Below are 13,273 nucleotides of genomic sequence, written 5' to 3'. Positions count from 1 at the left end.
TATTGCGGGGAAGAGCTCATTCTTAAGGAAGAATTTACGTTCCTGATTGTCCTTTATCTGTCCACTGATGAGCAGCTCCTGATTTGAGATCATTCCGTAGGAGAATAGTTTAAGTAATTTATCGTGAAGAGGACGCAATACTATCCTTTTTTTCATGTTTTCAATACTGTCAGTGCCATTTTTTCCGAGCATCTGATAAATCTGGCTCAGTTTATTATTTTCATCATCTTTCTCAACGCGGAAATCTGAAAATGCATGATATTCATATCCATTAAGATTTATGATCAAACCACTGGTTAGCACTTCATCACATTTGCGGAGATATTCCTGCTTAAAGATCAGATCTTTGTAGATCAAGTAATTATCAGGACCAAAATTCAAACCAATCAAACTGCTCAAAGCTTCTGCATCAGAATTCTGAATTCTACCGGAAGTACGAGAATAGCTGTTATTAAATACGGTGAGTGTGTGAATACCATAATTATAATTATAAAATACCATGACATTTTCATTAAGTGTATCTGATTCATCATTGAAATTAAAAAGATGGAAATTATCAGCTTCAGAAAATAGTTTACGCTTTTTCAGGAGTGGGAATATTTCTCTTTCGTGACGTTTTATCAGGTAATTATTTTCCTCTTCCATCATCCTGGGTGAGGCAAATTCCATTCCATACTTTTCCTGAAAGCCTTCAATTTGTCCATGTCCAAACATGGGAAGTCCCGGCAATGTGCACATCATCACGCATACACCAAAATATTTATCATCATCCCCAAATTGTCCGATGGCTGTGTCTTCATCAGGATTGCTCATGAAATTCACATAACGCTTGAGAATCCTGCGGTCAAATTCAATGGTATTGCTGATAGTTTTCCGGAAGGCAGAATTATCCTCTCTCATCATCATATGCATAAAAGCGCTATTATAAACACGGTGCATCCCCAGGTTACGTACAAAATAACCTTCCATCATCCAGAAAGCTTCTGCCAGAAGGAGAGTATCAGGTGCCTGAGTGGCGATTGCGTCCACCACATCACGCCAGAATTCACGCGGGAAAACTTCATCAAACTTTGCTTTTGTTAAGCTATATTCACTGCGGGAAGGAATATCACCACCGCTTCCTGGTTGCGGAAACCATAATCTCTGGTAGTGTTTTTTTGCCAGAGTCATAGCTGCATCAAAGCGGATAATCGGTATTTTACGAGCTATCTGGATGATTTCATTAAGTACAGCCTGGCGCACGACAGCTTTTGTATAATCAAGCTGGGCAGTATCATTCCAGGGTAATCCCGTTCCGTCATTTCCATGATAAATATAACGACGCACCCCAGTTCTTTTATCATATAATTCAAATACGACTGCAGCATCAGTTTTCGAGTAATAATGATCTTCTATGCGAACTTCCACTTCCGGGTGAGAGCTAAGGCTTTCTCCGGTAAAATAGTAGGAATGATAGGGTGGTTCATCTCTCTGGATATACCAGTCAGGATGATGTACAATCCACTGGGAGTCAATTCCCGTATGATTGGGAACCATATCGCAACCCAGTCTGATCCCATAATTTCGAGCTCTGAAACTAAGGTTATCCCAGGCAGATTCTCCTCCCAGTTCATCAGCGATCTGGTAACTATCGAGGGAATATGCGGATGCAATTGCCAGGTGATCACCATTCATCCCTTTAATCTTACGTGAGGCGTAACTTCTTTGCCAGATCCCGATCAGCCATAAACCTGTAAATCCCCTTTTCTGTAATAATACTAATTCACTATCGGGAATTTGTTCCAGGGTTCTGATATGAAATCCGTATTTCAGCGAAAGTTGATACAACCAGACGTAGGTACTTTTGGCAATAAGAACAAGAGAAGGCATCCAGTTTTTATCTTCTGAGTAATATTCATCAGTTTCCTGATCGCTATCATTTGAATATGTAATTGCAACCGGAGGTGGGAATTCACCACTGAAATATTTTTCTTCTTCCTTTATCAGGTCAAGAGCCTGGAGAATACTAGTGAAATCATCCAGATATTCACCCCAGATCTGCAAAGTGTATTCCAGCTGCTGCCTGATTGAGTCGGGATATTTAAGTGCTGGTTCCCGCAAGAGTTGATATAATCCCAATGTATTATGAAATTTGTCATCTGATTCCTGATGTTTTGATTGAATGCAGTTGACCAATTCCTGGATGATAACGGTATTGCCAGAATCTTTTAAAAGGGGAGAATTATCAAAGAGAATATAATATGACTTAAAGGCAGGATTCAGATTATTGATCCAGTTGATAATAATCTCTTTCAGCAGAAAATAAACCTGTACTTTATTCTCTCTCTTAAATTCAAGCTTCAGAAAATGGGTAATATATAATTCCAGAAACTGGTAATAGCTTTCGGTTCCCTGAGAGTTTTCCAGATAATAATTAATATCTTCAAGAAGAGAAGGGAAGTGCTTTTTGATGTAATTATCCATAACCTGTAAGCTAAGTTCTGACATAGTAATAATAGCTTTCAAATCACCAGCACTGAAGTGAAGGTCTTCCTTTCTGATATTATCATTTAAGACCTGAATAGTGTGCTGCATATCAGAAGTATTACCATTTACGAGTTTGCCAAGATTTGAGAACCTGAATTCAGGGATTTTCCTGATATAGGGCTGCGATCGATCTACTGCCAGACCATAACTAGTCTGATTATTTTCTTTTTTCATTATCAAAGTGTATTGATTCCCTTTAGATTTAATAATACCATTTGACGAGATTCAGGAAATCTCTGAAAAGGTATGGGCGAGGTTTGATCCTGGCATTAAAATACTGAATACCAGAGCTTACTATCTTAATATTTCCTTCAAAAATAGTGAAATCACCCTCAGTTTTCGTTTTATGCAGCAAAGCTACAGAGAACTTGTCCTCATATTTATAGAATATCTCACATTCAAGCAGGTCATCATCAATTCCATTCAGATAAGTAGTTGCTGTCACGGGGATTTTTTGACCACTAAGAACAATGGAATTTTCATGCAGATCCAGCTTAAGATCAGAAATCCTTACATCCTGCCATTTACTGTTCAATAGAGCTTTCAGTTCCACCAGTTCCTTTAAACATTTCTGCTCATCCTGGCTGAGTATTTTAGAATATAAAGATCCCGGTAAGTAAAAATCATTAACATATTCGCGCAGCATACGATGCATATTGAAATCTCTACCTACTGTATAGATAGAATTTATCATCATTGAAATCCAGGCAGAAGGATAACCGTTTTTATTTCTGGTGTAATATAGTTTAGCTATATCATTTTCCAGTTTATAATACAGTTCTTCTGCTTCCAGTCTATCCCTTAGATCCTGATCAACGATGTTTTCACCAGCTTCAAGAGACCAGCCATTATGTCCATCATAACATTCAGGCCACCAGCCATCGAGAACACTCAGGTTTAAAACTCCATTCATCCCGGCTTTCATCCCCGAAGTTCCACTTGCTTCCAGAGGTTTGATGGGGTTATTAAGCCACACATCAACGCCTTGAACAAGGTGACGTGCTACATCTATATTGTAATCTTCAAGAAACACGAATTTATCCTGCACATCGTTCTCCCGGGCGAATTCAATGATTTTTTTGATCAGCTCTTTTCCATTGGAATCAGCTGGATGTGCTTTCCCGGCAAAGACAAACTGAACGGGATGAGTGGGATGATTAAGCAGTTTCAATAATCTGTCAGGAAAGCGCAGGATGAGGTTTGCTCTTTTATAGGGAGCAAATCTTCTGGCAAAACCAATCAGGAGATGAGATGAATCCAGAACAAGACTGCCACTTTTATGGAAAAGCTTAAGATCGCTTTTATAAATAAGGGATTTCTCGAGTCTTTTATTAATGTAGCTGATCAATTGCTGCTTACGCTGCATATGAGCTTCCCAGATCTCTGTTTCAGGAATGGTGAGAACATTTTCCCAAACAGATTTCTCTTCAGCAATATGCCGGTATCCAGTTCCAATATAACGGTCAAAAAGTTCCACAAGCTGAGGTCCCAGCCAGGTTTGGATATGAACGCCGTTGGTGATACCGTGAATGGGCATTTCTTTCTGGCACACACCTGGATAGATGGAATGCCACATTTCTTTGGATACTTCGCTGTGCAATTTAGAAACTCCATTGATATAATTACTGAACCGAATTGCCAGCACGGAAAGAGAAAACTGATTTTCCATATTATCTTCTGCTGCCAGCTTTTTGATCTCATTAAAACTTTTGCCAAATGCCTGGCATCTATCTTTAAGGTATGGTTCCACAATATCGTTACTATAGCGTTCATTTCCCGCAGGTACGGGGGTGTGGGTGGTAAACACAGTACTGGAATGGATCAATTCTACAGCGTCTTCATAGGTATAACCATCATTGATAAGATCTTCCATGCGTTTCAGGATCAGGAAGGCAGAATGACCTTCATTTAAATGATATATTGTCGGTGTAAGGTTAATATTTTTCATCAATTCCGCTGATCCGTAGGCGATCACAAGTTCCTGAAGTAATCTCATTTCACGATCGGTTACATACAGGTAATCTGTGATATGGCGAAATTTATCCTTATTCAAGATAAGATTAGTATCCATCAGGTATAAAGGAACTTTACCAACATTAATGCACCAAGGTTGGATATAGCAGTCTTCATTGCCCAGCTTTATCTTAAATATCATATCTGAGCCATCTTCATTAGTAAGTTTATGCACTGGTTTTGTGTACCAGTTATTCTCCTCATAGACTTCTTCCTGCATCCCATCAAGATTTATTCTTTGATTAAAGTATCCAAGTTTATATAGCAAACCAAAGCCATAAAAAGGTAAACCAAGATCGCTGGCACCCTTGAGATGATCTCCGGAGAGAACACCTAATCCTCCAGAATAGATGGGCAGGCATTCATGTAGACCGTATTCCATCGAAAAATAAGCTATCTTGAAATCCTCAGATACATTCAGCTTCTTTTCATATTCCTTCATGTAATGTCCCTCAAAGCTCAGGTATTCCTTGAATTTGCGATATACAGTTTCCAGTTCTTTCACAAATCCAGGTGAATTGCTCAGTTCCTTGATCCGGTTTTCACTGATATTACGAATTATACTAACGGGATTATGATTCTCTCTTCTAAAGAGACTGGGGTCAATACGCAGAAAGAGTCGATACGCAGAAGTATCCCAGGTTGACCACAGGTTATCTGCCAGTTCCAGAAGAGGTTTCAGATTATCTGGAAAATTCGGCCTTACGTAAAATTTCTTAAATCTTATATTATTCATCGTTCCTCCAATGAAATATATCAATTAGAAAATATATCTTAAAATCTATACAATTTGCAGGTCATATTATGTAAAGGATTTTATCTTCATTTTTCTGCTCTTGTGTCTTCTTAATGCCGGTATTTGAGAAATAAACAAACCAGCTACTACTATGATTATTCCTGAAAGCTTACGCAAACTTATCATTTCATGAAGAATGATAAATGCCAGTATTGCAGTAAATACAGGGATCATATTACAAAAAATATTAGCATTATTCAATCCGATTTTCCTGAGAGCATAGGTGAATAATAGAAATGAACCACAAGTGCAGAATATTGCCAGTCCCAGCACCGGATAAAATGCAGTTAGGGGAGGGATGTCACTAAAAAATTGCTTACCTTCTACTAAGAGAAATACTGGCAGAAAATAGAGCATCCCGAAAAAAGTCTGCACTGTAACTATGGTTACAGGTTCATATTCTACAGCGATTTGACGCAGCTTGATACCATAACCCACAGCACCAAAAACAGCTACAAATAATAACGCCATACCTTTGAGGGTAGCACCTAATTCATTTGTTTCCAGCACAATCACAACAACTCCGAGAAACGAGATCACAGCTCCGATAATTCCCCATCTGGTTACAGGCTCTTTAATGATGAACCAGGCGAAAATGAGAGTGATCAGAGGAATAAGAGAAATGATCACTGCACCGAATGAAGCGGAAACATATTGCATGCCACAACTTTCACCAATGAAGTAAATAAATGGTTCAAAGAGAGCCAGAAGCATGAATTGAGGGATATGCTTCGGTTTGATTACATCACGCTGAGGTGATAGATAATAGAGTGCTGGCATAATGATGCAGGCTATCAGTAGCCTTAGAAAAGTCATGGTGAATGGTCCCATATAGATGAAAATAAATTTCATGGCTATAAAGGACGATGACCAGAAGAGCATTGCCACAATTACGGCAAAATAAGGTAGATATGTTTTCATTTATTTCCTGTAATCTGGATGTAAGAGCATTTTTCAGGTAAAAAAAGTACCCGGTAACTCATTCAGGGTAAACCAGGTACTTCTATTTATCTCATCAATAATATTTATTTCAAACCTACCCTTTTCAATAAGGCATCCGGATCAGGTTTTCTGCCTCTGAACTTAATAAATAAGTCCATAGGATCTTCAGTATTACCTTTTGCCAGGATATTAAAGCGGAATGATTCAGCTGTATCCTTATTGAATATGCCTTTTTCTAAAAATAGCTCAAAGGCATCTGCTTCCAGAACTTCTGCCCATTTATAGGAATAGTATCCAGATGCATATCCGCCAGCAAATACATGAGAATATGAGCAGGAAGTATTCCTGCCCTGGATAGGTGGTAATAGACTTGTTTTTGCCAATGCTTTCAGCTCATAATTATACACATCATCAATTCCGCAGCTTACCGCATTGTGCCATGCCATATCAAGATAACCCAGTCCCAATTGCCTTAAGGAGGCTGAGCCGGCATTGAAGGATTTAGATTTCTTCACTTTCTCTATCAATTCTTCCGGGATCACTTCTCCGCTTTCATAATGATGAGCAAAAAGAGCCAGGGTCTCTTTCTCAGTTACCCAGTTTTCCATGATCTGTGATGGTAGCTCCACAAAATCCCAATATACACTTGGACTTGCCAAAGCTGCTTCCTGAACGTTTGAGAGCAGACCATGCAGGGAATGGCCAAATTCGTGGAACAATGTTGTAACTTCATTTAAGCTCAATAATGAAGGGGTGTCTTCAGTGGAAGGAGTAAAATTAGTCACTATTGAAGCATGAGGGGTTCTATCCTTGCCATAAAGATAGCCCTGGCTCTGGAAAGTTGTCATCCAGGCTCCTCCGCGTTTAGTTTCGCGAGGGAACAAATCCAGGTATAATAGCCCTATATAAGTATCATCAGATTCTGTAACTTCAAAAACCTGCACATCTTCATGATAGCGGGGAACATCTTCTACGGGTTTGAACTTGATGCCATATAATTTTTCAGCTACTTTAAAAGCTCCTGCTACTACATTTTCCATCTTGAAATAGGGTCGTAGTTCCTCAGCATCATATTCAAATTTTTTCTGCTTTAATTTTTCACCATAATAATTCAGATCCCAGGGTTTGATCTTTTCAATTCCATCCAGCTCTCTGGCAAAGGCATGCAGTTCTGCTAATTCCATCTTAGCTGGTTCAATGCTGGCAGCATATAATCTATCCAAAAAATTCATAACCGCTTCAGGTTTTTTTGCCATCCGCTCAGTTAGCACAATTTCAGAGTGGTTTTTATATCCCAGTAATTGTGCTCTTTGATAACGCAGGCAGGCGATTTTTTTGAGGATTTCCTGATTATCAAATTTACCTTCATATGCCCGACTGGCAAAAGCACTATTTACTTCTTTGCGCAAGGCTCTATTGCTGCAATAGGTAAGCACTGGTAATACACTGGGAAACTGAAGATTGATCAGCCATCCTTCTTTGTACCCTTTCTGCTTTGCTCTGAATGCTGCTGCCTTAAGGGCATTTTCCGGTAAACCGGCTAATTCATTTATATCTGTTATATGTTTTTCCCAGGCATTGGTAGCTCCAAGAACATTCTGACCGAATTTGGGACCTAATTGAGAAAGCTCCATATCCAATTTCTGAAGTTTTGCTTTATCTTCATCACTAAGCATTGCTCCATTGCGTACAAATCCTCTATACTGCTTTTCTACAAAACGACGCTGCTGGCTGGTAAGTCCCATAGTTTCACGTTTATCATAAACATATTTAACGCGCTCAAATAATTGCGGGTCAGAGATCATTTTGCTGGAAAGCATTGATAATTTCGGGGCAATCTGCTGGGCAAGCTGCTTGAATTCGTCGTTAGATTCTGAACCCATTAAATTAAAATAAGTTCCGGATGCTGTATCCAATACTTCAGAAAGTTCCTGCATTGCGCGAATTGTATTATCATAATTAGGATGATCTGGATTGTTTTTTATTTTATCCAGATTGGCTTCTGCTTCCTTCAGCCCAAATTCTATGGCGGGAAGGAAATGCTCCATTTTAATTTCATCAAAGGGTAATGCCTGATATTCACCTACTCGTTTTAAGTCAATCAAAGGATTGTTACTCATTGCTACCTCACATTATACTATTATTTCCATGCAAGAAAATTTTACTCAATCCTTTCGTCAACTATATATTAAAGTAAAGCAGTTTTAATCATGAAAGACTGTTCAATTCTCCCAGTCAAGACCTTGCGAATGGTCGATAGACCTTCGCAATGGCTGGTCAGAGGGCAGGATTTATTAAACCTATACCATTATGCTATTTAGCGTTGTTAATGTGCTGCTCATATCGGTCAACCATTGCGAAAGTGCAAGCACCATTCGCAAGGTCTCAGAAGGGTCAATTTCAGTATTTACCTAGATCAATCAGTAAAAGCCGAAAAGATGAGCCAGTATAATGTATTTATGGTTTAAATTAAGTCTTTTCCCTATTTATTCCGAACCAGTAATTGTCTACTGGCGATAAAGATGACTTTTCCACCCAGGAAACCTCCTGCTGCCTGAATGAGATTTGGAATGATCTCACTGAACGCACCCTGCATCCCAATGCTGGGAGTGAGAGATTCAAAAGCAAAATACGTGAGAACCATAAATGACCCACCCAGCAGTAAAGCCAGGAAGTGGAATATGCCACGAGTAGTGCTGGCCAGAGCAGCCCAGGCGCATTCAAGAGCTTTCGCAATAAATGTCATGGGAGCAAAAAGAGCAAAACCACCAACGACATCAGCCAGAGCAGAGCCAATTCCACCAGCAAGAAAAGCCAGCCAGATACCATGATCATTATCAATTCTGATACCATTCTTCTTAATCGGAGCTGCCAGGGTCAATCCGGCAAAAACTACTGCTACATCACCGAAATTAAAGTATCCACGGGTAGGAAGAGGGATTTTGACCAATAGGGTTGTAGCCATAATGAGCACCATCAACATAATGGCATGAAAAACATTTTCCTTTCTCATAATTCCTCCAGTTGCCTTAGTCTGTTTAAATAAATATGGCGTATAATACTGCCTTCATCTATCAAATAAATATATAGCGAAAGTGGGAATGCACATAAAATCAGGAAATTTCTTTTTAATCCCGTTTTATTCTGGATCAAAGGATGCATTCGAGTATAAAATTCTAATCTTGGCATAATTTTAAAAGCTTTTTTTATAAAAACCTGCAAAAAAATAATATCAGACTTGAGTTCATTACTCAGTGGAAGCCCCAATATATCCTGATATGAGAACAGTGAGATCATCCATTTTGTGAATAAAAATGAAGCAGGGAAATATATAACTTTGATCAGGCTGTCATACAGCCAGTCATCTCTACCCTGAAGGTTAACAAGTTGGAAAATGAGACCAAAAATGAAAATAGTGATCGTGAAAGGGAGCAAAAGTTTGATCATTTCCCAGGATTCAGTAATAGAAAACCTTAAAGAGTGCATGATGAGAATAATAATGAAGATAGTCAGATGAAGGATCAGGTTATCATAATATATAAAGCCCGTGATAATAAAAAAGCCAATAACGGTACAGATCAGAGAACTTAGCTTAATGAGTTTCAGCATTGTGATAACCGTGCTTTTCTGATATTTGACTGTCCTTCAATATGCAATCGAAATTGTTGTTTGAAATTAGAAAGACTATTCTGCAGGAAAGGGTTATCAAGATTATGGGAGACCAGAATTAACAATTGATATGCAGGATCATTGAAAATCACACGCATGTCCTCATCAGAGAGTAATTTATCCGTCTCATCCATGAGGATCACATCAACAGCGGGGATTTCAATTTCCCTGGTGACTGTGGAAATTGGGGCATTGAACAAAATCTGAGAGAAAAGTTTTTTACCCGATTGAGAAAGGGAAAAAATAGCTTTCAGCGACCTGTCAATAAGATTCTGGATGTGACTGTCCTGACCTTTGAAGCTGAAAAATATTTTATTTTGTTTGAGATCAGGAATAATGATCTGCTCCAGAAAAGTGGTTTTTCCGCTGCCGTTATCCCCGGAGATCAAAAGGAGTTTTTTCTCTGAATCTGAAGCAATGGTTAGAGCAGAATCAAGCTGAAAGATAAAGGGTCTATCCTTGAGTTTTAGTTTTCCGGCAGAGATATTCAGCAGGTTATTCATTGATTGCCACCAGCTCATCATTTCGCCAGCAATAATATGAGATATTATAGTTCCTGAATTCCTTCAGAATATCTTTCAGAATAAAACGATTGGAAGCAGAGAGAGATTCTAAGATGTTATGAAGTAAGAATTTAGGAGATTTATTTTTAAAAAAGGCAAGGGCAGAATAAAATATTACTGCCAGGATAGAATTTTCACCACCTGAGAGATGATCAAGTGGATGATTGATATTGAAATCAGGTTTAAATATCTGAAATTTTAAAATTATGTCCGGCAGGAAGAGTTCAGGGTATTTCACACCAAACAGGAGAGCTTCCTCTTTCAAGCTGGTTGCCAGAAAGGTGTGATCAAATTCCAGAAGGAAATATCTTTCCTCAATATTTTCCATATCTCGCATTATTAATACCCCAGATTCCAATTCAGAGATAGCTGAATTTCAGGCAAGGAATTTGTGTGACTTAGAATTAAGACCGGTTTTGGGATTTTGGATTGACAAGAAACAAGGATAAGAGAAAAAACTAAAAAAAAGGAAAAGAGGTCTGATGCAAGCAGTAATTTTAGCCGCAGGAATGGGTAGAAGGCTGGATTTGATAAGTGGTGGATTGCCAAAACCAATGCTGAATATAACAGGGAAATCAATAATACATTCTCAGATAGAAAGTTGTCAGCAATATGGAGTGGAGCAATTTGTGATTGTGATTGGATATCGTATGGAAGAGATGAAAGCTCATATTTTGGAGATTTTGTCATCTGAGCGGGTAATATTTGTGATCAATCCAGATTATGCAACAACGAATACTCTCTATTCGCTGTACCTGGCAAGGGAATATTTAAATCAGGATACGCTCTATTTTAACGGAGATGTACTTTTTGAGAGAGGTCTATTACCAAAGCTGCTTTCATATTCCGGAAGTTCAATATTAGTTGAGAAGAAATCTTGTGGGGAAGAAGAAGTTAAGGTTAATATTAATGAATCAGGATATGTAACAGCTATCGGTAAAGAATTATGCCTGGATGAATGTGTGGGAGAATTCATCGGGATAGCCTGCTTCAGGAAGGATGTTCTGGTGAAATTGAAAAAATTTCTGGAAATGGGGATAAAAGCTGCCCAGCATAATAACTATTTTGAATATGCTGTAAATCAATTTTGTGATGGAATAGAAATCATGGCTGTATCTACTGGTGATGCCTGCTGTATAGAAATTGATTTCCCAGAAGATATTGTTCGAGCAAAGACATTGTTTAATAAATGAGAAAAATAATAATATTAGTCACCTTGAATGCTCGCTATACTCATACCAGTCTGGCATTATATTATTTGAAGGCAGTTTTAGATGAACAGGATATCAGGACTGAGATCTGTGAATATAATATCAATCAGCCCAGGTTGGATATAATAGAAGATATATTAAGTAGAGAGCCAGACATCATCGCTTTCAGCATATATATCTGGAATGTGGAGCATATAAAGCCCATCATAGCAGATCTAAAAAGGATGAGGAAGAATATTAAAATCATCGTAGGGGGACCAGAAGTTAGTTATCAGCCAAAAATATGGCAGAGAGACTTTCCGCAAGTGGGCTATATTGTGACAGGTGCCGGTGAAGGGGTGATCGCTGAGGTTTTGGCAGATATTGATGGCAACATGAAGGGTATCGTACCAGGGAAAGCAGTTAGTCTCTCAGAAATTTCATTCCCCTATAAAAATATGAAAGTGGAAGGTAAAGAGAGCAGATATTTTTATTATGAAACTTCCCGCGGGTGCCCTTTCCGCTGTGCTTATTGTCTGTCATCAAGAAGCGATCAGAAGCTTCAGTTCCGAGATCTGGATAATGTATATGAAGAGCTGGAATACTTTATTAAAGAAGGATATCGGCATATTAAGCTGGTGGATAGAACCTTTAATGCCAATAGTGAAAGGGCAAGAGCTATTTGGAGAAAAATCTCTGAGCTATATGGAGAATATCCAGAATCACAAACAGGATTTCATTTTGAAATACATCCTCAATTACTGGGAATTGAGGATTTTGTGATATTAGCAGAAGTGCCGGAAGAGAGATTCCGTTTTGAGATGGGGATACAGACCTTGAATGATGAAGTGGGAAAAATAATTCACAGAACTATGGACTGGGAAAAAGTGAGTGCAAATATTCTTAAGCTTAAAAATAGGTGTAATATACATCTGCATCTGGATTTGATAGCTGGTTTGCCAGGAGAAGATATTACATCATTTGCAGCAGGTTTTGATAAAGTGATGAAATTAGGCTGTGAACATTTACAGCTCGGGTTTCTGAAAGTACTTGGTGGAACTGAGATGGAAAGCATGGTGGAGGAATACGGGATCATTTATCAAAGCAGTGCTCCTTATCAGGTGATGCAAACCTCAAAGGTGAGTTGGCAGGAAATGAGCCAGATAAGAAAAGTGGAATCAATAATGGATATCTATTACAATTCTGGACGCTATAGATCAAGTATGGGATTTGTCCTGGCAGAAAAAGAGATCAGTGCCTGGGAATTATTCTGGGGCTTAGCAGGTTATTTTCAGCAGCAGGGACTTGATCTCAGGATGCGGGACTGGGAGAAATGTGCCCGGGTATTAGAAGAATATTTAGTGCTTGATCAGCAAATAGTAGAAGAAGTATTATTAGATGCTTTGCGAATTGACTGGTGCCAGCAGTCAAGAAGTCATTATTATCCGGAGTTTTTACGCCATAAAAAACTTGATGAAGCACGTGAAAAAGCTTATGCGATATTATTAACCTACAAAAATCAGGAAAGAAAATTAGAAGCTGCTCAAATTCGGCAGGCTATATTTTTTCAATCA

At 38.6% G+C, this 13,273-nt stretch carries 10 protein-coding genes; 2 read left to right on the top strand and 8 right to left on the bottom strand.

Features of this window, described 5'->3' with window-relative positions; translation table 11 throughout:
- The 8 genes from RAO94_01920 to RAO94_01885 all read right to left on the bottom strand — a co-directional run.
- Positions 1 to 2,700, bottom strand: a 2,700-nt coding sequence (locus tag RAO94_01920) for an alpha-amylase family glycosyl hydrolase (GenBank protein MDP8321087.1), incomplete at its 3' end; no start/stop codon positions are given.
- Positions 2,701 to 2,728: 28 nt separating this feature from the next.
- The gene (gene glgP / locus RAO94_01915) at positions 2,729 to 5,275 is read right to left on the bottom strand and encodes an alpha-glucan family phosphorylase (protein MDP8321086.1); all 2,547 of its coding nucleotides are present in this window, start codon (positions 5,273 to 5,275) and stop codon (positions 2,729 to 2,731) included.
- 66 nt (positions 5,276 to 5,341) lie between these two features.
- Positions 5,342 to 6,256, bottom strand: coding sequence for a DMT family transporter (locus RAO94_01910; GenBank protein ID MDP8321085.1), 915 nt, complete (start codon positions 6,254 to 6,256; stop codon positions 5,342 to 5,344).
- A 104-nt stretch (positions 6,257 to 6,360) separates the two neighbouring features.
- Positions 6,361 to 8,397, bottom strand: a complete 2,037-nt coding sequence (locus RAO94_01905) for a M3 family metallopeptidase (GenBank protein ID MDP8321084.1) — start codon at positions 8,395 to 8,397, stop codon at positions 6,361 to 6,363.
- A 362-nt stretch (positions 8,398 to 8,759) separates the two neighbouring features.
- The gene (locus RAO94_01900) at positions 8,760 to 9,290 is read right to left on the bottom strand and encodes an ECF transporter S component (GenBank protein MDP8321083.1); all 531 of its coding nucleotides are present in this window, start codon (positions 9,288 to 9,290) and stop codon (positions 8,760 to 8,762) included.
- Complete coding sequence (locus RAO94_01895) at positions 9,287 to 9,886, bottom strand: hypothetical protein (GenBank protein ID MDP8321082.1); 600 nt, start codon at positions 9,884 to 9,886, stop codon at positions 9,287 to 9,289. The genes RAO94_01900 and RAO94_01895 overlap by 4 nt, the downstream gene beginning before the upstream one ends.
- Positions 9,880 to 10,449 (bottom strand): ATP-binding protein, encoded by a 570-nt coding sequence (locus RAO94_01890; protein MDP8321081.1) that lies wholly within the window; start codon positions 10,447 to 10,449, stop codon positions 9,880 to 9,882. Before RAO94_01890 ends, RAO94_01895 begins: the two co-directional genes overlap by 7 nt.
- Positions 10,442 to 10,846 (bottom strand): hypothetical protein, encoded by a 405-nt coding sequence (locus RAO94_01885; protein ID MDP8321080.1) that lies wholly within the window; start codon positions 10,844 to 10,846, stop codon positions 10,442 to 10,444. Before RAO94_01885 ends, RAO94_01890 begins: the two co-directional genes overlap by 8 nt.
- 145 nt (positions 10,847 to 10,991) lie before the next feature.
- Between RAO94_01885 and RAO94_01880 the strand changes: the two genes are divergently transcribed.
- Together RAO94_01880 and RAO94_01875 are read left to right on the top strand one after the other, a co-directional pair.
- Positions 10,992 to 11,702 (top strand): phosphocholine cytidylyltransferase family protein, encoded by a 711-nt coding sequence (locus RAO94_01880; GenBank protein MDP8321079.1) that lies wholly within the window; start codon positions 10,992 to 10,994, stop codon positions 11,700 to 11,702.
- Positions 11,699 to 13,273 (top strand): DUF4080 domain-containing protein (locus RAO94_01875; protein MDP8321078.1); only part of this gene is annotated, 1,575 nt, incomplete at its 3' end. The genes RAO94_01880 and RAO94_01875, both read left to right, overlap by 4 nt.

Source organism: Candidatus Stygibacter australis (assembly GCA_030765845.1).
Classification (GTDB): Bacteria; Cloacimonadota; Cloacimonadia; order Cloacimonadales; family TCS61; genus Stygibacter; species Stygibacter australis.
This window is presented reverse-complemented; position numbering and strand designations above follow the sequence as displayed.

What these genes read in the sequence shown, in the direction of transcription:
- glgP (MDP8321086.1), bottom strand. Translation starts at nt 5,275, where the DNA reads ATGAATAATATAAGATTTAAGAAATTTTACGTAAGGCCGAATTTTCCA.
- RAO94_01910 (MDP8321085.1), bottom strand. Translation starts at nt 6,256, where the DNA reads ATGAAAACATATCTACCTTATTTTGCCGTAATTGTGGCAATGCTCTTC.
- RAO94_01905 (MDP8321084.1), bottom strand. Translation starts at nt 8,397, where the DNA reads ATGAGTAACAATCCTTTGATTGACTTAAAACGAGTAGGTGAATATCAG.
- RAO94_01900 (MDP8321083.1), bottom strand. Translation starts at nt 9,290, where the DNA reads ATGAGAAAGGAAAATGTTTTTCATGCCATTATGTTGATGGTGCTCATT.
- RAO94_01895 (MDP8321082.1), bottom strand. Translation starts at nt 9,886, where the DNA reads ATGCTGAAACTCATTAAGCTAAGTTCTCTGATCTGTACCGTTATTGGC.
- RAO94_01890 (MDP8321081.1), bottom strand. Translation starts at nt 10,449, where the DNA reads ATGAATAACCTGCTGAATATCTCTGCCGGAAAACTAAAACTCAAGGAT.
- RAO94_01885 (MDP8321080.1), bottom strand. Translation starts at nt 10,846, where the DNA reads ATGCGAGATATGGAAAATATTGAGGAAAGATATTTCCTTCTGGAATTT.
- RAO94_01880 (MDP8321079.1), top strand. Translation starts at nt 10,992, where the DNA reads ATGCAAGCAGTAATTTTAGCCGCAGGAATGGGTAGAAGGCTGGATTTG.